Origin of the sequence: Neopararhizobium haloflavum (genome assembly GCF_002750855.1) — a bacterium.
In the GTDB taxonomy this organism is placed as follows: domain Bacteria; phylum Pseudomonadota; class Alphaproteobacteria; order Rhizobiales; family Rhizobiaceae; genus Georhizobium; species Georhizobium haloflavum.
Genome location: NZ_NWUC01000002.1, coordinates 156,835 through 175,851, shown reverse-complemented (window position 1 = coordinate 175,851; position 19,017 = coordinate 156,835). Strand labels below are relative to the sequence as shown.

The following is a 19,017-nucleotide window of genomic DNA, read 5'->3' as shown; positions in this document are numbered from 1 at the left end:
GTGCCGACTATGAGCGAAACACCGTTAACGCGTGGTAACTTTGCCGAGATGAGCGATCCGATCGCGCTTTTTGCCCAATGGCTCGAGGATGCGACCAAGAGTGAGCCGAACGATCCGACGGCAACGGCGCTGGCCACCGTCGACGCCGACGGCCAGCCCAATGTGCGCATGGTCCTTCTCAAGGGCTTCGACGCGCGCGGTTTCGTCTTCTACACGAATTTCGAGAGCGCCAAGGGGCAGGAGGTGTTGGCGACGATGAAGGCGGCGATGTGCTTCCATTGGAAATCGCAGCGGCGCCAGGTGCGAGTGCGTGGACCGGTGGAGGAGGTGTCGGCTGCCGAGGCCGATGCCTATTTCGCATCGCGCCCGCGGGGCAGCCGAATTGGAGCGTGGGCCTCGCAGCAATCGCGTCCGCTGGAAAGCCGCGCGGTTTTGGAGAATGCCGTTGCCGAGGTCGATGCGCGATACGGGGAGGACGTGCCGCGGCCACCGCACTGGTCGGGCTTCCGCATCAAGCCGACGGCGATCGAATTCTGGCAGGATGGGGCTTTCCGACTCCACGACAGGATCGTTTTCACGCCAGCAGCTAGCGGCTGGGAAAAGGAGCGGCTCTATCCGTGATGTCCGGCTCCGGGCGCGTTCAGACGAATTTGAAAGCGAGACCGGATGCGAGCGCGCGCACATACCGCGCCTTTTGATAGTGCCCGTTGAGCGAAATGCGCTTGAGCGCCGTCGGTTCGCGTTCGAGCATCGTTCGGTCGATCGTGCCGGGCTGCGTCGTCACCGCGAGGCGAAAGCCGGCTTTCGCTGCCGCCGCATATTCGCGCGGCCCGGCGGCATGAGCGTCGCCGTAAGGGTAGGCGAAGCTTTCGGTCGCTTGACCGGTGATGGCGCTGACAAATTCTGCCGAGCAGGCCATTTCGTTTTCAAGCCGGTCGTCGGCGACATGCGCGAGGCTGGGATGTGTGAGCGTATGAGCGCCGAGCGACACCAGCGGATCGTCTGAAAAATTACGCAGTTCGCCGGCATCCATGACTTCGTGGTCAACGATCGTCAGCGGATCAATCCCGGCCGAAAGTGCCGCGTCGTCGAGTTCCGCGATGAAGCGATCCTGCTCCTGCGATCGTATCGTTGCGGCCAGCCGTTCGAAGGCTCGACATTTTTCGCCATGGGTGCCCGTCGGCACGATCTCGACGCCGCGTCCCTGGCCGAAATCGAAGGAAAGCTGCGGGACGTGTGCGATCAGGTCTGCCGCGGTTTCCCACCACAGGCTTTGCCTGCGCTCCACGAAACCGCGCGTGACGAAGACGGTAAAGGGCACGGCATGTTTCCTGAAGACAGGCAGGGCATGGTCGCGGTTGTTGCGGTAGCCGTCGTCAAGCGTGAAGGCAAAGAAGCGTGCGCCATCTGCCGCCCCCGCCATCCGTGCCGGAAGGTCGCAAAGCGCAACGGGCTCGAATCCATCGGCTTTCAACGCCGTGATCGCCGTGTCGAGGAAATGCGGCGTGATTTCGAGATGGGCGTTTGGTGCGAAGCTGCGCCGCGAGGCCGGTCGCACATGATGCAGCGTGAATATGACGGAACGGACATGCGGCGTGCCCGCAAGCCCGACACGTTCCGCGATATGTAATCCTTCGAGCCCGGCCCGAATCACCGCGCTCTTCAAGACCGTCTTCGCTGCGCCCGTCATGATCCCCCGCTCGCCGCCCATCGGTTTCCCGATGCGATATCAGGCCCGGCTTAAGCTTTCTTGAACGGCCGGTCCGACCCGGAAAGGATTTCGTCGACGAAAGCGGGCACGAGCGATGTAGCCGGACCGGCGCGTGTCTCATGGAAAAGCGCCGCGCCCGTCGGCTCCAGATTGATTTCGACGGTAAGGGCTCCGCAATGCCTGGCTTCATCCGCAAAGCCGGCCGCCGGATAGACCGTGCCGCTCGTGCCGATCGAAACGAATAGCGCACAATCGGCAAGCCGTTCGTAAATCTCTTCCATCCGATACGGCATCTCGCCGAACCAGACGACGTCCGGGCGCATGCCCCCTGCGGTGTTGCAATGCGGGCAGCAGCTCTCCACCGAGAGATCGTCGATCCAATCGGACCGCCTGTCGCAGAGTACGCACAGCGCCTTTTGCAGTTCGCCATGCATGTGAAGGACGGCCCTGGATCCGGCCGCCTCATGCAAGTGGTCGATATTCTGCGTCACGAGCAGGAAATCGCCGTCGAAATCCCTTTCGAGCCGCGCGAGTGCCTGATGTGCGGCATTCGGCTGGATCGCGCCCAGCCCCCGCCGGCGCGCGTTGTAGAACGCATGCACGCCGGCGGGGTCACGCAGAAACGCTTCGGGCGTCGCGACGTCCTCGATCCTCACCTTCGACCAAAGGCCGTCCTTGTCGCGAAAGGTGGCGACGCCGGACTCGGCGGAGATCCCGGCACCGGTCAGAATGACGATGGAAGGACATCCGGCAAGGTTCGTCATGCGACCATCATATCATCCTGCCCGAAGATGGTGATGTGATCGAATGTCATCGCATCGGCCTCGACGCTGAGCGCGACCCGCGCGGCAACCTCATCGCGCCCGACGCCGGCATCGAGCTGTCCGCACCAGTAGCCGCTGTCGGCGTCATCCGCGTTTCGGCCCAGCGCCTGCTGGTACAACGCTCCAACGAAGTCGTCGCTCGAAAGCGCATCGCTCCACCGCATGAATTCGGCCGTGTCGGTGATGGCGTTTGCAATGGTCGCAAGGTTGGTGCCGTGATCGAGGGTCTCGGTCCAATACACCATGCCGGCAAATTCGGCGCTGCGTCCCAGCAACTGGTCGTAGAGGCGGGCGAGATCGCCTTGCGCGTCGTTGTCGAGGACCATCATCACGGCGTCGCTTTCTTCCGAGAAAGCGAAATACTGCACGTTCTCCGCCGCGACCGTACCGGCGTCAAAGCCCACGCTCACGCCGCTTGAGGTTTGAGCGAACTGATAGTCCGCGCGGCTTCCGGCAAGGACGATCTGGTCGAATCCGGCGCCACCATCGACGGAGGCCGACGCAAAGACCTCGATGGTGTCGCTGCCGCGCCCGGCCATGACCGCCTGATCGGCCCTCGACAGGGCGATCAGATCGTTGCCGTCGCCCGAGAAGACGAGAGAGATGTTGGTCGCATCGGTCAGCGTCAGGGCCGTTCCGGCCACATCCGCCGCGCCGGCTGCCAGGTCGACCGAAACCGCCCCGCTCACAGCCGCGAAGTTCAGCGTGTTGAAACCGGACGCGTCGTCGAGGATCGTGCGCTGCTCCTCGATCGCGGCAAGCGCGCCGAAATCGTCCGTATAGATGTAGGTGTCGTTGTCGCCGGCCTCCGAGCCATAGGCGCTGAGGGTGAGCGCGTTGACGGTGCCGATGTCGCCTTGCTTGGCGTCTTCGATGCGGACGGTCCATTCGCCGCCGCTGGCTTCGCCCCGAAAGTGGGCACTCGTCAAGGTGTGGTTGATCGTGTTGCTGATCTCACCGTCATAGCCCTCGGCCGCTGCGACCGCGCCGACTAGCTCGCTCGCCCGCGCATCGGCGATGCGATAGAGCAGGAACGATTCGGTGCCGGAAGGCGAAGTCAGGATGACGATCAGATCGCCGAACTCCTCGTGGGTGATGTCGAACTCAAGCGCCAGCGTCTCGATGTCGATGCCGTCTTCCAACGTGAAGGTGAAGGTGGTTTCGCCGCCGTCCGGAATGGCACGGGCGCCGGACTGTGCGCTGGCGGTCGTCGAAATCTCGTTGGCAAGGGTCTTCTGCTCCGTCCAGGTCTCGGCGAGACGGACGGCAGCCGTCGCATCGACCAGCCCGAACCCGTAATTCTCGTTGGTCGCCATCCCACCGCCATTGGCGTCGGTCGCAGCGTTGACCTGCCAGCTTTCGTCCTCCAGATCGGTCAGTCGTGCCGAATGCGCCAGGATGTCCTGAACGTCGCGATAGCCGAGATTCGGATTGGCCTGCAGAATGAGCGCGATGACGCCCGAGACGACCGGCGCGGCGAACGACGTTCCGCTGCTCACTGCGACATCGCCTTCCAGGTTGTAACCCAAGTCACCCTGAATGTCGGTCGAGGCGACATTGGTTCCCGGCGCCGAAACGAGCAGAGACGCACCGGGCGTGGTGTAGCCCTGTCCGTCTTCGCCGTCCTGATAGGTCCCGTTGATGTCGAGTGCGCCAACGGAAATGACGAAGCGGGAATTCGCCAGCATGTCCATATTGGTGTCGGCATAGGGAAACTCGCCGGACCACTCGAAACCCAGATCGCCGAAGAAGTGTGGAAGTTGATAGTCGTTGCCGGCCGCGAACACGATGTTGAGCCCCAGGCCCTCGCGCCCCGTGCCGGCGGCGTATTCGATACTCTGAAAATAATCCGTGTTGTGACTGTTGCTGAACGGCAGGGTCGGCCCCCAGCTGTTGTTCATGACGTCGAATCCGTCATCGGCCGCCTTCGCGAACGCCGTGGCCGCCAGTGCGCCGTTGAAACCGGCATATCCGGTGAATGTCGATTCGAAGGCGACACCGACGATGCCGGAGCCTTCGCCCGTTCCTGCAATCAGCCCGGCGACGAAGGTGCCGTGCGGATCCGCCTCTTCCAACGTGAGGTACGATCCGTCCTCGACGCCGTCGACGAAGTTGAAGTCGAACGCCTCCAGATAGTTGGCGGCGAGGTCGGGATGGGTGGTGTCGATCCCGGAATCGAAAACTGCGACGCGAATGCCTTCGCCGCGATAATCCTGCCAGACCGGCAGGACGTTGATGTCGGTCAGCCCGTCGCCGAACTGGCCGAAATTGTTCAGATGCCAAAGTCCCTGATTGATCGGGAAAGATGCCCCATGCGCCATTCGATTGCCCCCAGTTGATATAACGGGGAGCAAGACAGCGTCCGACCTCCCCCCACCATTTGTTCGATTAGCGGGGTGAGTGAATGATTCGCTACAATAAAAGTTAAGTCCTAGCTGAATTCATCAATTGCCCCTAAGACTTGATGGGGTTTTTACTGTCCAGATCGGGGGCGGCAAAAAGAGGCGCGCCGCCGACGCGATTTCAACTCAAGCCTCGGTGCCGCCGACGGTCATGCGTTCCATCTTCAGATGCGGCTGACCGACGCCGACGGGCACCCACTGGCCCGCCTTGCCGCAATTGCCGACACCGGTGTCGAGCTTGGGATCGTTGCCGACCATGGAGACGCGTTGCATGGCTTCGGGCCCATTGCCGATCAGCATCGCGCCCTTGATCGGATGGCCGATCTTGCCGTTTTCGATCATGTAGGCTTCGGTGCAGCCGAAGACGAACTTGCCGGAGGTGATGTCGACCTGGCCGCCGCCAAAGGAGACGGCGTAAATCCCGCGCTTGACCGAAGCGATCATCTCGTCGGGTGTGTGCCCGCCCGCCAGCATGTAGGTGTTGGTCATGCGCGGCATGGGCACATGGGCGTAGGATTCGCGGCGGCCGTTGCCTGTCGCCTTCATGCCCATGAGCCGCGCATTCTGCCGGTCCTGCATGTAGCCGACGAGCTTGCCGTCCTCGATCAGCACGTTATGGCCGGAGGGCGTGCCTTCATCATCGATCGTGATCGAGCCGCGGCGCTCGTCGATTGTGCCATCGTCGACGACGGTGACGCCTTTCGCCGCCACCTGCTCACCCATGAGGCCGGCAAAAGCCGAAGTCTTCTTCCGGTTGAAATCGCCTTCCAGGCCGTGCCCCACCGCTTCATGCAGCATGACGCCGGGCCAGCCATTGGCGAGAACGACGTCCATCGTGCCGGCGGGCGCGGGCAGGGCGCGAAGATTGACGAGCGCCTGGCGCAGCGCCTCGTCGGCGCCGGCCTGCCAGTTCTCGGTCGCCAGATAGTCGCCGAAACTGCGCCGTCCGCCGATGCCGAACGTGCCGGTTTCCTGCCGGTCGCCATCGCCGACCACGACGGCGATGTTGATGCGCGTCAGCGGCCTCACGTCCTGCACCCGGTGCCCGTCGGCACGCAGGATCTCGACCATCTGCCAGTTGGCTGCGAGCGACGCGCTGACCTGGCGAACTTTCGGGTCCTTGCCACGCAGATAGGCGTCGATCTCCTGCAAAAGCTTGGCCTTCGCCTCGAAATCGGGCGAGCCGATCGGGTTCTCCTCGCCATAAAGGCGCCGGTTGGTGCCCTGGGGCGCGGCGGCATAAGTGCCGGAATGGCCGCGCGTGACGGCCGACACCGCGTCGGCGGCGCGCTTCAGCGCGCCTTCCGACAATTCTCCCGCATGGGCATAGCCGATCGCCTCGCCAGCGACAGCGCGCAGCCCGAAACCGCGGTCGGTATTGAAGTTGCCGGCCCGCAGTCGCCCGTTGTCGAACATCAAGGCTTCCTGCTGGCGGTATTCCAGGAACACCTCGCCATCATCGGCGTCCTTCAGCGTTTCGGCGACGATGCGCTCCACCTTGTCGGCGGAAATATCGAACTGATCGAGCAATGGGGTGGTCAAGGATTATCTCCCGGCGTTTCGGTGCTGCCCGTCATATAGTCCTGCACCCAACGCATTCACACCCCGCCGAGAGCGACGGTCGTGGCCGGTCACGGCAGAGCGTCGAAGCCTTCGCCGAAGCCGTCGAGGTCGACGGGGATGCCGATGCCTTCCTCGGGCGTCTGGAAGACGATGAACGTTGCCGTCGTTCCCTCGCGCATGGTCTGGAGCAATTCGTCTTCCAGAATGACCTCGGCATAGCAGCCATCGGTGAAGCAGCGGACGAAATAGGCGCGGCCGATGTCTTCGCCGTCCACATTCAGTCCGAGACCATTGGGCAGCAGCACGCCGAGCGGTGCCAGGACGCGCAGGATGCGGCCCTGATCATCGGCCGTTTTCAGGACGACGACAGACAGCCCGACCTCGGGACGGTCTTCTGCGATGACGTTCTGCATGAGGGCGCATTGCTCGTTCGGCGCGCCGGCTTCCTGATCGCAGACGATCGACCAGGCTCCGTGATTGGAGCGAACGGCCCCCGGCTGTTCTGCCTGAGGCTGGACTGGCGCGTCGGGGCTTGCCTCCGTTGGGGTCTGAGTGCCTGCTGGCGCCTCCGGTTGGGCGCCGCCATTGTCCTCAGCCTGCCCCTCTTCCTGGGGCGCGGCATCTTCCTGGGCGAGGGCGGGCAGTGGGGCGAAAACGACCGACGCGCCGAGAAGTGCAGCGGCAAGAAATGAATCACGCGTCGTTTTTGTCAGGCTCGGCAGCATGAGGGACCTCGGGCATCGGATCGAATCAGGGGCTCAGTTTGTAGGCGCGCTGCCCGAAATTGGAAGCCCGTGCGGATGGACACCTCGCGATAGTGCACAATAACGGCTAGAATGGAGCAGGAAAGTGCACTCGAACAAGCCTATAGAAGCAGGCGATGGCACAAGGTCGCGGCGTCCCGCAGCCTCCCGCCGAAAGCCGGGTGATGCAGACTGAGAAAGAACGTGATGAATGCAAAAATGCCGCATGGGCAGTGGCTTCATCAGGTTGCGATAGCATGTAAATTGTGGTTCTAAGCGGGCACAAAGTCCGGCATCCGGTGTCTCTTGCCGCCTGCCGCTGCCACTCTTCAGGGAGATCGGGTGTGAAAAACATCTCATTCGCAGTCTGGACCGCTCTGGTTTCGCTGCTTTCCGCAACCCATGCGCTGGCCGCTCAGCCTCTCGACTGGCAGTGGCGCTTCCAGCCGGCCGCTACGGCCATCATGGAAGAAATCACCTGGTTCGAGGCCTATACGCTGTGGTTCATCGTGCCCATCACGCTGTTCGTGCTGGCGCTTATCGTGATCTGCGCGGTGAAGTTCCGGCGCAGCGTCAATCCGGTTCCCTCCAAGACCAGCCACAACACTCTCATCGAAGTGGTGTGGACGGTGGCGCCGGTCGTGATCCTTCTCTTCCTGGCAGTGCCGTCCTTCCAGCTGCTTTCCGCCCAGTATGATCCGCCGGAAGACCCGGCGCTGACAATCAAGGCGACGGGCTACCAGTGGTACTGGGGCTATGAATATCAGGCGTCCGACGACGTCGCGGAAGGCGAGGAGCCGACGGAAGTCGTGTTCGATTCGCTGCTGCTCCAGGACGATGCGCGCGCCGATGCCGGCAAGGAAGACCTGTCGGCCTATCCGCGTCTGCTGGCGGTCAACAACGAGGTTGTCGTTCCGGTCAACCAGACGGTGCGCCTTCTGGTCACTGCCGGCGACGTTCTGCACTCCTTCGCCATGCCGGCCTTCGGCATCAAGATCGACGCCGTGCCGGGCCGTCTGAACGAGACCTGGTTCAAGGCCGAGCGTGAAGGTCTCTACTACGGACAGTGCTCCGAGCTTTGCGGCAAGGACCATGCCTTCATGCCGATCGCCATCCGCGTCGTCAGCGAAGAGCAGTATAATGAATGGGCAACGGCTGCCACCGAGGATGTCGGTGCCGCCAATCGCCAGCTCATGGCAGCCATCGAGGCCGAGACGGCCGTTGATGTCGCCAATAACAACGCACAGTAACTCCTAGGGAGTGAGATAAATGGCTGGCACGACGGCAGCTCACGACGACCACCACGATCATGTGCCGCAAGGCTTCGTGAAGCGGTGGATGTTCTCCACCAACCACAAGGACATCGGCACGCTCTACCTGATCTTTGCCATCATGGCGGGGATCATCGGCGGGCTGCTGTCTGTGTTCATGCGTATGGAACTCCAGGAGCCGGGCATCCAGATCTTCCACGGTCTGGCAGCCATGGTCTATGGCCTGGAGGGCGGCGCTGCCCTCGACGGCGGCAAGCACATGTACAATGTGTTCACCACCGCGCACGGCCTCATCATGATCTTCTTCATGGTCATGCCAGCGCTGATCGGCGGCTTTGCCAACTGGATGGTTCCGATCATGATCGGTGCGCCGGACATGGCGTTCCCGCGGATGAACAACATCTCCTTCTGGCTTCTGCCGCCGGCTTTCATCCTCCTGATGCTGTCGATGTTCGTCGAAGGCCCGGCCGGTGCCTATGGCGTCGGGGGCGGTTGGACGATCTATCCGCCATTCTCCACCTCGGGACAGCCAGGGCCCGCGATGGATCTCGCGATCCTGTCGCTCCATGTGGCCGGTGCGTCGTCGATCCTCGGTGCGATCAACTTCATCACCACGATCTTCAACATGCGCGCCCCGGGCATGACGCTGCACAAGATGCCGCTCTTCGCCTGGTCGGTGCTGATCACCGCCTTCCTTCTTCTTCTTTCGCTCCCGGTCCTCGCCGGCGCGATCACCATGCTTCTGACCGACCGCAATTTCGGCACCGCCTTCTTCGCTCCTGACGGTGGCGGCGATCCGATCCTGTTCCAGCACCTTTTCTGGTTCTTCGGTCACCCTGAAGTCTACATTCTGATCCTTCCGGCATTCGGCATCGTCAGCCACATCGTGTCGACCTTCTCGCGCAAGCCCGTCTTCGGCTATCTCGGCATGGCCTACGCCATGGTCGCGATCGGTGCGGTCGGCTTCATCGTGTGGGCGCACCACATGTATACGGTCGGTCTCTCGCTCGACACGCAGCGCTACTTCGTCTTCGCGACGATGGTCATCGCGGTGCCGACAGGCGTGAAGATCTTCTCCTGGATCGCGACGATGTGGGGCGGCTCGATCGCCTTCCGCACGCCGATGCTCTGGGCGATCGGCTTCATCTTCCTGTTCACCGTTGGTGGGGTCACCGGCGTTCAGCTCGCAAATGCCGGCCTCGACCGCTCGTTCCACGACACCTATTACGTCGTGGCACACTTCCACTACGTCCTGTCGCTCGGTGCCGTCTTCGCGATCTTCGCTGCCTGGTACTACTGGTTCCCGAAGATGACCGGCTACATGTACAATTCGATGGTCGCCAAGACCCACTTCTGGGTCACCTTCGTCGGCGTCAATCTCGTCTTCTTCCCGCAGCATTTCCTGGGTCTGGCCGGCATGCCGCGCCGCTATATCGACTATCCGGACGCCTTTGCTGGTTGGAACGCGATTTCGTCCTACGGTTCCTACATCTCGGGTATCGGCGTGATCATCTTCCTCTACGGTGTCTGGGAAGCCTTCGCCAAGAAGCGCATCGCCGGCGACAATCCGTGGGGCGAGGGTGCGACGACGCTGGAATGGCAGCTGTCATCCCCGCCGCCCTTCCACCAGTGGGAGCAGCTTCCGCGCATCAAGTAGCGCAGGCGAGCCGCAAGAACGCGAAGACGGAAGCCGCCAACGATTGGCGGCTTCCGCGATCATGAAAGAGAAGCAAGAAAGCCCGCGCAGCAAAGGGCCGCTTCGAAAGGTTTGAACGAGAATGGCCTATACAAGCGATCATAATGTCGCCGTGCCGGACCTCCTCGGTCCCTCGGAGGTTCGTCTTTCCGAGGCGGGCGCACGCGATTTTTTCGATCTCTTGAAGCCGCGGGTGATGTCGCTGGTGATCTTCACCGCGTTCGTCGGGCTCTATATGGCGCCCGGAACGATCCATCCATTCATCGCGGCGATTGCCATTCTCTGCATCGCGGTCGGAGCAGGGGCGTCGGGCGCTCTCAACATGTGGTATGACGCGGACATCGACGCGATCATGACGCGCACCGCCAAGCGGCCAATCCCTTCTGGCCGCGTATCGCCGGCCGAAGCGCTGGGTTTCGGGCTGACACTCTCGGCATTTTCGGTCATGACCCTGGGCCTCCTCGTCAACTGGCTGGCCGCCGCGCTTCTCGCCTTCACCATCTTCTTCTATGCCGTCGTCTATACGATGTGGCTGAAGCGGGCGACGCCGCAGAACATCGTCATCGGCGGCGCTGCCGGTGCCTTCCCGCCGATGATCGGCTGGGCGGCTGTCACCGGCTCGGTGACCGTGGAAAGCGTCGTGCTTTTCCTCATCATCTTCCTCTGGACGCCGCCGCATTTCTGGGCTCTTGCCCTCTTCAAGCTCGATGACTATGGCGATGCCGGCGTGCCCATGATGCCGAACGTTGCCGGAGAAGCGTCCACCAAGACGCAGATCTTCTGGTACGCCGTGGCGACCGCAGTTGCCGGCGTTCTGCCCTATGTGCTCGGTTTCGCCGGTCCGCTCTGTGGGGCCGCGTCGCTCCTTCTCGGACTGGGCTTCGTGCACCATGCATTCAAGGTCTGGCGCATGCCCGAGGCCGACCGCCGTATGGTTCCGGCCAAGAAGCTCTTCGGTTATTCGCTCGTGTATCTCTTCGCGATTTTCGCGCTGTTCCTCGTCGACGATCTGGCGATGAACGCCATCTCCTGGTTGGCGGCGTGATGGAGACGACAATGGACAAGGTCGAACTGACCGACAAACAGAAGCGCGCGCGCCGCAACCGATCGATCGCGATCGGCCTGGTGCTGGCCTTCCTCGTCGTTCTTTTCTATGCGGCGACGGTGATCAAGATCGGTCCCGAAATCATGAACAAGCCGCTTTACTGAGGACGCGAAAAGATGAGCGATCGGCAGTCGGAGAACGAGGGGCGCAAGAAGGGCCTGAGCAATGGCGCCGTGGTCATGGCGTGCATGCTCTTCGTCGTGACCATGGGCGGAATGGCCTATGCCGCGGTGCCGCTCTATCAACTCTTTTGCCAGGTTACGGGCTATGGCGGCACGACGCAGCGTGCCGAGCAACAATATTCCGATACCATTCTCGATCGCACGATCAAGGTGCGCTTCGATGCCAACGTCAACGGTTTGCCCTGGGACTTTCAGCCGAAGCAGCGCGAAGTCGAATTGAAGATCGGCGAGACGATCCAGATTGCCTATGAGGCGGTCAACAAGTCGTCGCGCCCGCGTGCCGGCCAGGCGACATTCAACGTGACGCCGCAGGCCGCCGGCGGCTATTTCAACAAGGTCGAGTGCTTCTGCTTCACCGAGGTCGAGCTTCAGCCGGGCGAGACGCTCGATATGCCGGTGGTGTTCTTCATCGATCCGGCCATCGTCGAGCAGGTCGAGACCAAGAACATCGAAACCATCACCCTGTCCTATACCTTCTTCCCGCACGAGCAGGATGCCCCGGTTGCGGCGGCGCCCTCTGATGGGGAAGGTGAAACGGACAGACTGTAACGGAGAATGGGCGCCGCGCCTCATCGCCGGCACTCGAGGATAGCGTCAATCGGGGATCAGCTTATGGCCGATGCACACACAAAAAATCATGATTACCACATCATAGACCCATCGCCCTGGCCGCTCTTCGGTTCGATCGGCGCGCTGGTCATGGCCTTTGGCGGCGTCGGCTACATGCGCTACCTGTCGGGCGGCTCCTTCAACCTGTTCGGTATCGACTGGGCTGCGCCGTGGCTCTTCTATATCGGTCTCGCCCTGGTACTCTACACGATGTTCGGCTGGTGGTCCGACACGATCAAGGAATCGCACGAGGGCCATCACACGCGCGTCGTCTCGCTTCACCTGCGCTACGGCATGATCATGTTCATCGCCTCGGAGGTGATGTTCTTCGTGGCATGGTTCTGGGCATTCTTCGATGCGAGCCTCTTTGCCGACGAACCGATCCAGGCCGCGCGTCTCGCCTATACGGGCGGACAATGGCCGCCGGAAGGCATTGAGGTCCTCGATCCGCTTCACCTGCCGCTCTACAACACCGTCATCCTCCTGCTTTCGGGCACGACGGTTACATGGGCGCACCACGCGCTGCTGCACAACGACCGCAAGGGCCTCGTCTACGGTCTGACGCTGACCGTGCTTCTCGGCATCCTATTCTCGTCGGTCCAGGCCTACGAATATTCCGTCGCTCCATTCGACTTCTCCAATTCGGTCTATGGCGCAACGTTCTTCATGGCGACGGGTTTCCACGGCTTCCACGTCCTGATCGGAACGATCTTCCTGGCGGTCTGCCTGTTGCGCGCAATGAAGGGCGATTTCACGCCGCAGAAGCATTTCGGTTTCGAGGCGGCCGCCTGGTACTGGCACTTCGTCGACGTGGTCTGGCTCTTCCTCTTTTTCTCGATCTACGTCTGGGCGTCCTGGGGCGCGCCGATCGCCGCGCATTGATGTCGCAGCGGCCTCTTATGGCCGCGGCGCCTTGATGCCCTTATATCAAAAGGGCGGTTGCCGGCTGGCGGCCGCCCTTTTTCTTGGTCGAAGGACGCTGCATGGCGCAGGACACCGCACATTACCCGCCGGTCGACGCGGTCAAGGCAGGCCTTCAGGGGCGCTGCCCGCGCTGTGGGCAAGGCGCCCTCTTCGACGGCTTGCTCACGATGCGGAACCGCTGCCGCAATTGCGGGCTCGACTACTCTTTCGCCGATGCCGGCGACGGGCCGGCCGTCTTCGTGATCATGATCATCGGGTTCGTGATCGTCGGGCTGGCGCTGTGGCTGGAACTCGCCTATCAGCCGCCACTATGGGTTCATCTGGTGATATGGACACCATTGCTGATCGTGTTGTGCCTCGGCCTGCTGCGGGCGCTGAAGGGCGTACTCATCACACTGCAGTACAAACATGATGCGCGGGAAGGCGCGATCGATGAGCAGCGCTAGCGAACGGCCAACTGTGACGCACTGGCGTCCCGGCCCGATATTCGTCGTCGCGGTGCTGACGGTGCTGGCGATGCTGATTGCCTTGGGCACATGGCAGGTGCAGCGGCTCGCCTGGAAGGAAGCGCTTCTTGAGCGCATCGCCGAGCGCATCGCCGCCCCGCCGCTGTCGCTTGCGCAAGCCGAAGCGCAGTGGGCGCAGCAAGGCGAGATCGAATATGTGCCCGTGGAGGTCAGCGGACGCTTCGACCACGATGGCGAGCAGCATTTCCTCGCGACCCATCAGGGTCAGTCCGGCTGGTATGTCTATACGCCACTCGAACTTCGCGATGGGCGCGCCTTGATCGTCAATCGGGGTTTCATCCCGTATGACCGCAAGGAGCCGGCGACCCGCGAGTGGGAAGAGCCGGAGGGGATCGTCAGCTTCACGGCGCTTGCACGCGACCCGCTGGCGGAAAAGCCGAGCTGGATCGTGCCGGACAATGCGCCGGCCGACAATCTCTGGTACTGGAAGGATTTCGCGGCGATGCGCGAGGCCATGGGGCTTGCCGCGGATGCGACCGTTCCCTTCTTCGTCGACATCCGGTCTTACGGGGCGGACAGCGGCATCCGCGTCCCTGTGCCTGGCGTCACTCAGGTCGATCTTCCCAACAATCACCTTCAATACGCCGTCACCTGGTATGGCCTCGCCGCAGCCCTTGCAGTGGTGGCGGGTTTCATGTTCTTTCGCAGCCCGAACAGGAAAGAGTGGTAAGCGGCGGTTGATGGCTCAAGCGACGATGACAGGAAAACCGGCTCTGACAATCCGGCTTTGCGGACCGCGCGGGTTCTGTGCGGGCGTGGACCGCGCTATCCAGATCGTGGTTCTGGCGCTGAAGAAGTACGGCGCGCCGGTCTATGTGCGCCACGAGATCGTGCACAATCGCTATGTCGTGGAAGGGCTGGAAGCGAAGGGGGCGATCTTCGTTGAAGAGCTCGACGAGATTCCGACCGAGCACCGCGATCAACCGGTGATCTTTTCTGCCCACGGTGTCCCGAAATCCGTCCCCGCCGATGCCGAGGCGCGCAACCTCTTCTACCTCGACGCGACCTGTCCGCTGGTCTCCAAGGTCCACAAGCAGGCCATGCGGCACAACCGCCAGGGCCGGCACGTGCTCCTGATCGGTCATGCCGGCCATCCCGAGGTGATCGGCACGATGGGTCAGTTGCCGGCCGGAACCGTATCGCTTATCGAGACCGTGGAAGATGCCGACCGCTATGAAGCGGACGATCCCGACAATCTCGGTTTCGTCACCCAGACAACGCTGTCGGTCGACGATACCGCAGGCGTGATCGCCGCGCTGACGGCGCGGTTTCCACAATTGAAGGCGCCGGCGGCCGAATCGATCTGCTATGCGACGACCAACCGCCAGGACGCCGTGAAGGCCGCGGCTCCGGGAACAGACCTCTTTCTCATCGTCGGTGCCCCGAATTCATCGAACTCCAAACGTCTGGTCGAAGTGGCCGAAAGGGCCGGCGCAACGGCCGCGCTGCTGGTTCAGCGCGCCGCAGAGATCGACTGGAACGCTGTGGGCGAAGTCGCGGTCCTGGGACTGTCGGCGGGGGCCTCCGCGCCGGAGACGATCGTCGCAGAGATCATCGAGGCGTTCCGCGAACGCTTCGATGTGACGGTCGAGCTTGCCGAAACGGTCGAGGAGAATGAGAACTTCCTGGTCAACCGTGAACTCCGCGATACGGCGCTCACAGGCGAGGACATGGCCTTCGTCAATGGTCCGATGCTGGTCGGGACGCACTGAGCATGGCCGTTTATACCGATATCACTGAAGACGAGCTGACCGCCTTCCTTGCCGATTACGACGTTGGACGTCTGACAAGCTACAAGGGCATTGCAGAGGGCGTCGAGAACTCGAATTTCCTGCTGCACACCAGTGACGACTCCTTCATCCTGACGCTTTACGAAAAGCGCGTCGATCGCTCCGACCTGCCGTTCTTCCTTGGCCTGATGGAGCATCTGGCGGAAAAGGGATTGAGTTGTCCGCTGCCGATCAAGCAGCGCAGCGGCGCGATGCTCGGCGAGCTTGCCGGGCGGCCCGCAGCGATGATCTCGTTTCTCGAGGGCATGTGGCTGCGCCGCCCGAAGGCGCAGCATTGCCGCGAGGTCGGCGCGGCGTTGGCGCAGATGCATCTGGCCGGTCGCGATTTCTCGATCAAGCGGGCGAATGCGCTGTCCGTTTCGGGTTGGCGCCCGCTCTGGCTGATGTCGCGCGGATCGGCCGATACAGTCGAGCCTGGCCTGATCGAGGAAATAGAGGCTGAACTCGATCATCTCGAGGCGCATTGGCCCGAAGGGTTGCCTTCCGGTGTCTGCCATGCCGATCTTTTTCCCGACAATGTCTTCTTTCTCGGCGATCGCGTCTCCGGCCTCATCGACTTTTATTTCGCCTGCAACGACCTTTTCGCCTACGACGTCTCGATCTGTCTCAACGCCTGGTGCTTCGAGAAGGACGGTTCGTACAACCTGACGAAGGGCATGGCGCTGCTAGATGGCTATGACGCCGTGCGTCCGCTGTCGCGCGCCGAACGCGAGGCCCTCCCGCTTCTCGCACGCGGCTCGGCGCTTCGGTTCTTCCTGACACGTCTCTACGACTGGCTGACCACGCCGGAAGGCGCACTCGTGGTCAAAAAGGACCCGATGGAATATCTGCGCCGCATGCGCTTGCACCGCACCATCGAGAATGCAGCCGAATACGGGCTGAGGGAGCACGCATGAAGCGCGTCGAGATTTTCACGGACGGCGCTTGCTCGGGCAATCCGGGACCGGGCGGCTGGGGCGCCATCCTGCGCTACAACGGCGTTGAAAAGGAGCTTTCCGGCGGCGAGCCCGAGACGACGAACAATCGCATGGAACTGATGGCGGCGATTGCTGCGCTTGAAGCGTTGAAGGGTACGTGCGTCGTCGATCTTTATACGGACTCCGTCTATGTCCGCGACGGGCTGACGAAGTGGATCCACGGGTGGAAGCGCAATGGCTGGCGCACCGCCGACAAGAAGCCGGTGAAGAATGCCGAACTGTGGCAGGCGCTCGATGCGGCCCGCCAGCGTCACAAGGTCGAGCTTCATTGGGTCAAGGGCCATGCCGGCCACCCGGAGAACGAACGGGCCGACGAACTGGCGCGCCTGGCGATGGCGCCGTTCAAAGGCCGTCGCATCGCCCGGCCTGCGTGAACGAGGTGCCGGCCAGGCCGGTCGGCACCAGGCAGCGACTTTGTTATCGCGCTGACAGACTCCGGAGCGATTGCGCCTTCAAGGGCGGAACGGTCTAAAGCTGTTCCATGATGGCTGCGGCGCCCGATTTGGTCGCTTGGCCGGGTGAATCCTCGACGTTGAGCGCCTTTACCACGCCATCGTCCACCACCATCGAGTAGCGGCGCGAACGAAGGCCAAGCGTTCCTGCCGACAGGTCGGCATCCATGCCGATTGCTTTGGTAAATCCGGCGTCCCAATCGGACAGGAAGCGGATCTTGCCATCGCCGCCCGACGACTTGGCCCAGGCTGCCATGACGAAGACGTCATTGACCGCAACGACGGCGATCTCATCCACCCCTCTCTCGACAATGGCGTCGCGATGCTCGATGTAGCCCGGCAGGTGGTTCATGTCGCAGGTGGGGGTGAATGCGCCAGGAACGGCGAAAAGAACAATCTTCTTGCCGGAGAAGATGCTGGCGGTATCCACCTCCTCCAGACCGCTCTCCGTCTTTTCCTTGAATGTAGCGCTGGGCAGTTTGTCGCCGACCGAAATGCTCACGTCCATAAGCTCCTGCTTGATTGATTGTTACGCATATAGGAATGCTGCGGGCGACCCTAGCGGATTGTCGCGCCGTGTCGAGGGGGCGAAACCAATGCTCAGGGCAGCGTGATCGTGTCCTGCATCGCGTGCGAAACCGTCCGCACGACCACGGCCGCGTTTTCGGGCTTGTCCGATCGTGCCTCCGGGCGCTGCTTGACCTTGATGGCAAACACGGTGCCATCGGGCAGGCTCTCGACGGCTTTCACGCCTCCGAAATGCCAGCCCGTCGGCGGTGCCGCGAAGAGGGTGGGTTCGGCAAAGCCGGCCGTGTCGGGGTGGCGTACCGTTACGAGCAGACGATCACCTTCCTCGTTCCATCGTGCACCGTCGACGAAGAACGCGCGGCTCGGAGATGCGGGCAGGGCGGCGAAGGACTGTGCCACCAGCGCGGCGTCGAGGGCCTGCGATGCCGTGCTCGTCAGTTCAAGGTCGAATTCCGTCTGCACGGGCACACAAATCCGCTCGCAGATGCCGAGAAAAACGGAAGCCCTGATCCGCTCGACCTTGTCGGACGGGTGGAGTTCGAACCGCACGGGCAAACGCACTGGCGCATCGTAACCTATGAATGCGCCATAGCCCTCGTCGATGCGCTCTGGCGCGGGGAACAGAATTTCGGCATCTGCGATGGAGTGGCTGGCCGTGATGTCGATGCTCGGGGGAATGCCGTTCGCACCGGGCTCGCGCCAATATGTCTTCCAGCCATCCTTGAGTTCGATGTCGATCATGGCATGGAGGACACCGTCGCGTGGCTGACCGTCCGCCACCAGTCGCAATCTGGCCCCCTCCGTCTCGATCCAGTCGGACGATGCCGCGTGCCCCTGCACGACGCACGCAAGAGCGCCGGACAGGCTGAGCATGAGAAAAACGATCAGCGATCGGATCATGAAGAAAATGCCCGGATGTTGAACCGCTTGTGGTTAGCGCCATTCAGGCAGGGCGTTCAACTCACGATCACACGACACCGGGTCATTTTCGAGTGAGCTGGCCGATTCTCGCGTTTCCACCGTCCTGCCCTTTCGTCCGACCCTGTCCGATTTTCCTTTTCATTCCCGCCGGACTTGTTACCTTTTGCCCATGGATATCACCGGGCTCACGCGACGCGAGAAGGAACGCAGCTACCTCGATGGTCAGTTGCTGATCGCCATGCCGCATGTGTTCGACAGCAATTTCGACAGGACCGTGATCTATATCTGCGCGCACTCCGGCGACGGTGCGATGGGGTTCATCCTGAACCGGCCGCAGCCGATGAGCTTTTGTGACCTACTGGTCCAGCTCAAGGTGATTTCGAGCGACGATGCCATATGCCTGCCGACCCGCGCGCGCGACATGGCCGTTCAAGCAGGCGGGCCGGTCGACACAGGGCGCGGTTTCGTACTGCACAGCGACGACTATCTGAGCGATTCCACGATGCCCGTCTCCGACGAGCTTTGCATGACGGCGACAGTCGATATTCTCCGGGCGATCTCGAAGGGAAAAGGCCCGCACCGGGCCACCATGATGCTCGGCTATGCCGGATGGGGGCCCGGCCAGCTCGAAGCCGAAATCGGCGAAAATGGCTGGCTGACTTGCCCCGCATCCGACGACATCGTGTATGACCGGGCGCTGCCGGACAAGTACGATCGCGTGCTTGCTTCCATGGGCATCAACCCTGCGATGCTATCGCGCGAGAGTGGCCACGCCTGATCCCATCACCTGGT

The 19,017-nt window shown here is 62.2% G+C and carries 20 protein-coding genes; 13 read left to right on the top strand and 7 right to left on the bottom strand.

The genetic code is table 11. The features are described from left to right. The first annotated feature begins 9 nt into the window (after positions 1-9). Entirely contained in the window at positions 10-621 is a 612-nt protein-coding gene (gene pdxH / locus CN673_RS05220) for a pyridoxamine 5'-phosphate oxidase (protein WP_099865196.1), read from the top strand. Between the two features lie 19 nt (positions 622-640). Here pdxH and CN673_RS05215 read toward each other — a convergent pair whose 3' ends face one another. From CN673_RS05215 to CN673_RS05195, 5 genes are all read right to left on the bottom strand, one after another. Then, positions 641-1,690: a polysaccharide deacetylase family protein gene (locus CN673_RS05215; RefSeq protein ID WP_099865603.1), complete on the bottom strand. Its 1,050-nt coding sequence runs from the start codon at positions 1,688-1,690 to the stop codon at positions 641-643. 50 nt (positions 1,691-1,740) lie between these two features. After that, a complete protein-coding gene (locus CN673_RS05210) occupies positions 1,741-2,475 on the bottom strand; it encodes an NAD-dependent deacylase (RefSeq protein WP_099865195.1) in 735 nt (244 codons plus the stop codon). Next, entirely contained in the window at positions 2,472-4,856 is a 2,385-nt protein-coding gene (locus CN673_RS05205) for a S8 family serine peptidase (protein WP_099865194.1), read from the bottom strand. The genes CN673_RS05210 and CN673_RS05205 overlap by 4 nt, the downstream gene beginning before the upstream one ends. Before the next feature lie 207 nt (positions 4,857-5,063). Then, positions 5,064-6,479, bottom strand: coding sequence for a metalloprotease TldD (tldD, locus tag CN673_RS05200; RefSeq protein WP_099865193.1), 1,416 nt, complete (start codon positions 6,477-6,479; stop codon positions 5,064-5,066). Positions 6,480-6,568: 89 nt separating this feature from the next. Continuing rightward, entirely contained in the window at positions 6,569-7,225 is a 657-nt protein-coding gene (locus CN673_RS05195) for an invasion associated locus B family protein (RefSeq protein WP_099865192.1), read from the bottom strand. 362 nt (positions 7,226-7,587) lie between these two features. On the opposite strand from CN673_RS05195, the gene coxB reads away from it, so the two are divergent. From coxB to rnhA, 11 genes are all read left to right on the top strand, one after another. After that, positions 7,588-8,493 carry a cytochrome c oxidase subunit II gene (coxB, locus tag CN673_RS05190; RefSeq protein WP_099865191.1) on the top strand — a complete coding sequence of 302 codons (906 nt, stop codon included), beginning with the start codon at positions 7,588-7,590 and terminating at the stop codon, positions 8,491-8,493. A gap of 19 nt (positions 8,494-8,512) precedes the next feature. Then, positions 8,513-10,171, top strand: coding sequence for a cytochrome c oxidase subunit I (gene ctaD, locus CN673_RS05185; RefSeq protein ID WP_099865190.1), 1,659 nt, complete (start codon positions 8,513-8,515; stop codon positions 10,169-10,171). Between the two features lie 121 nt (positions 10,172-10,292). Next, the gene (cyoE, locus tag CN673_RS05180; RefSeq protein ID WP_099865189.1) at positions 10,293-11,255 is read left to right on the top strand and encodes a heme o synthase; all 963 of its coding nucleotides are present in this window, start codon (positions 10,293-10,295) and stop codon (positions 11,253-11,255) included. Positions 11,256-11,266: 11 nt separating this feature from the next. Then, positions 11,267-11,419, top strand: coding sequence for a cytochrome c oxidase system small membrane protein (locus CN673_RS21085; protein WP_198585902.1), 153 nt, complete (start codon positions 11,267-11,269; stop codon positions 11,417-11,419). Positions 11,420-11,431: 12 nt separating this feature from the next. Beyond that, positions 11,432-12,046, top strand: a complete 615-nt coding sequence (locus tag CN673_RS05175; protein WP_099865188.1) for a cytochrome c oxidase assembly protein — start codon at positions 11,432-11,434, stop codon at positions 12,044-12,046. A gap of 63 nt (positions 12,047-12,109) precedes the next feature. Next, positions 12,110-12,988 carry a cytochrome c oxidase subunit 3 gene (locus tag CN673_RS05170; protein ID WP_099865187.1) on the top strand — a complete coding sequence of 293 codons (879 nt, stop codon included), beginning with the start codon at positions 12,110-12,112 and terminating at the stop codon, positions 12,986-12,988. A 101-nt stretch (positions 12,989-13,089) separates the two neighbouring features. Then, a complete protein-coding gene (locus tag CN673_RS05165) occupies positions 13,090-13,476 on the top strand; it encodes a DUF983 domain-containing protein (protein WP_099865601.1) in 387 nt (128 codons plus the stop codon). Next, entirely contained in the window at positions 13,463-14,227 is a 765-nt protein-coding gene (locus CN673_RS05160; RefSeq protein WP_245409794.1) for an SURF1 family protein, read from the top strand. The genes CN673_RS05165 and CN673_RS05160 overlap by 14 nt, the downstream gene beginning before the upstream one ends. A 25-nt stretch (positions 14,228-14,252) precedes the next feature. Beyond that, complete coding sequence (ispH, locus tag CN673_RS05155) at positions 14,253-15,269, top strand: 4-hydroxy-3-methylbut-2-enyl diphosphate reductase (RefSeq protein WP_099865600.1); 1,017 nt, start codon at positions 14,253-14,255, stop codon at positions 15,267-15,269. 2 nt (positions 15,270-15,271) lie between these two features. Beyond that, positions 15,272-16,243 (top strand): homoserine kinase, encoded by a 972-nt coding sequence (locus tag CN673_RS05150; RefSeq protein WP_099865186.1) that lies wholly within the window; start codon positions 15,272-15,274, stop codon positions 16,241-16,243. Further along, positions 16,240-16,698, top strand: coding sequence for a ribonuclease HI (rnhA, locus tag CN673_RS05145; RefSeq protein WP_099865185.1), 459 nt, complete (start codon positions 16,240-16,242; stop codon positions 16,696-16,698). The genes CN673_RS05150 and rnhA overlap by 4 nt, the downstream gene beginning before the upstream one ends. 94 nt (positions 16,699-16,792) lie before the next feature. Here rnhA and CN673_RS05140 read toward each other — a convergent pair whose 3' ends face one another. Further along, entirely contained in the window at positions 16,793-17,278 is a 486-nt protein-coding gene (locus tag CN673_RS05140) for a peroxiredoxin (RefSeq protein ID WP_099865599.1), read from the bottom strand. Positions 17,279-17,376: 98 nt separating this feature from the next. Further along, on the bottom strand, positions 17,377-18,204 hold the full coding sequence (locus tag CN673_RS05135) for a protein-disulfide reductase DsbD domain-containing protein (RefSeq protein WP_099865184.1): 828 nt from the start codon (positions 18,202-18,204) through the stop codon (positions 17,377-17,379). 190 nt (positions 18,205-18,394) lie between these two features. Here CN673_RS05135 and CN673_RS05130 point away from each other — a divergent pair, with 190 nt between their 5' ends. Then, the gene (locus CN673_RS05130; RefSeq protein ID WP_099865183.1) at positions 18,395-19,003 is read left to right on the top strand and encodes a YqgE/AlgH family protein; all 609 of its coding nucleotides are present in this window, start codon (positions 18,395-18,397) and stop codon (positions 19,001-19,003) included. The last annotated feature ends 14 nt before the right edge of the window (positions 19,004-19,017 follow it).

Coding starts and splice junctions, on each gene's coding strand:
- pdxH (WP_099865196.1), top strand. CDS start 10: ATGAGCGAAACACCGTTAACGCGTGGTAACTTTGCCGAGATGAGCGAT.
- CN673_RS05215 (WP_099865603.1), bottom strand. CDS start 1,690: ATGACGGGCGCAGCGAAGACGGTCTTGAAGAGCGCGGTGATTCGGGCC.
- CN673_RS05210 (WP_099865195.1), bottom strand. CDS start 2,475: ATGACGAACCTTGCCGGATGTCCTTCCATCGTCATTCTGACCGGTGCC.
- CN673_RS05205 (WP_099865194.1), bottom strand. CDS start 4,856: ATGGCGCATGGGGCATCTTTCCCGATCAATCAGGGACTTTGGCATCTG.
- CN673_RS05195 (WP_099865192.1), bottom strand. CDS start 7,225: ATGCTGCCGAGCCTGACAAAAACGACGCGTGATTCATTTCTTGCCGCT.
- ctaD (WP_099865190.1), top strand. CDS start 8,513: ATGGCTGGCACGACGGCAGCTCACGACGACCACCACGATCATGTGCCG.
- cyoE (WP_099865189.1), top strand. CDS start 10,293: ATGGCCTATACAAGCGATCATAATGTCGCCGTGCCGGACCTCCTCGGT.
- CN673_RS21085 (WP_198585902.1), top strand. CDS start 11,267: ATGGACAAGGTCGAACTGACCGACAAACAGAAGCGCGCGCGCCGCAAC.
- CN673_RS05175 (WP_099865188.1), top strand. CDS start 11,432: ATGAGCGATCGGCAGTCGGAGAACGAGGGGCGCAAGAAGGGCCTGAGC.
- CN673_RS05170 (WP_099865187.1), top strand. CDS start 12,110: ATGGCCGATGCACACACAAAAAATCATGATTACCACATCATAGACCCA.
- CN673_RS05165 (WP_099865601.1), top strand. CDS start 13,090: ATGGCGCAGGACACCGCACATTACCCGCCGGTCGACGCGGTCAAGGCA.
- CN673_RS05160 (WP_245409794.1), top strand. CDS start 13,463: ATGAGCAGCGCTAGCGAACGGCCAACTGTGACGCACTGGCGTCCCGGC.
- ispH (WP_099865600.1), top strand. CDS start 14,253: ATGACAGGAAAACCGGCTCTGACAATCCGGCTTTGCGGACCGCGCGGG.
- CN673_RS05150 (WP_099865186.1), top strand. CDS start 15,272: ATGGCCGTTTATACCGATATCACTGAAGACGAGCTGACCGCCTTCCTT.
- rnhA (WP_099865185.1), top strand. CDS start 16,240: ATGAAGCGCGTCGAGATTTTCACGGACGGCGCTTGCTCGGGCAATCCG.
- CN673_RS05135 (WP_099865184.1), bottom strand. CDS start 18,204: ATGATCCGATCGCTGATCGTTTTTCTCATGCTCAGCCTGTCCGGCGCT.
- CN673_RS05130 (WP_099865183.1), top strand. CDS start 18,395: ATGGATATCACCGGGCTCACGCGACGCGAGAAGGAACGCAGCTACCTC.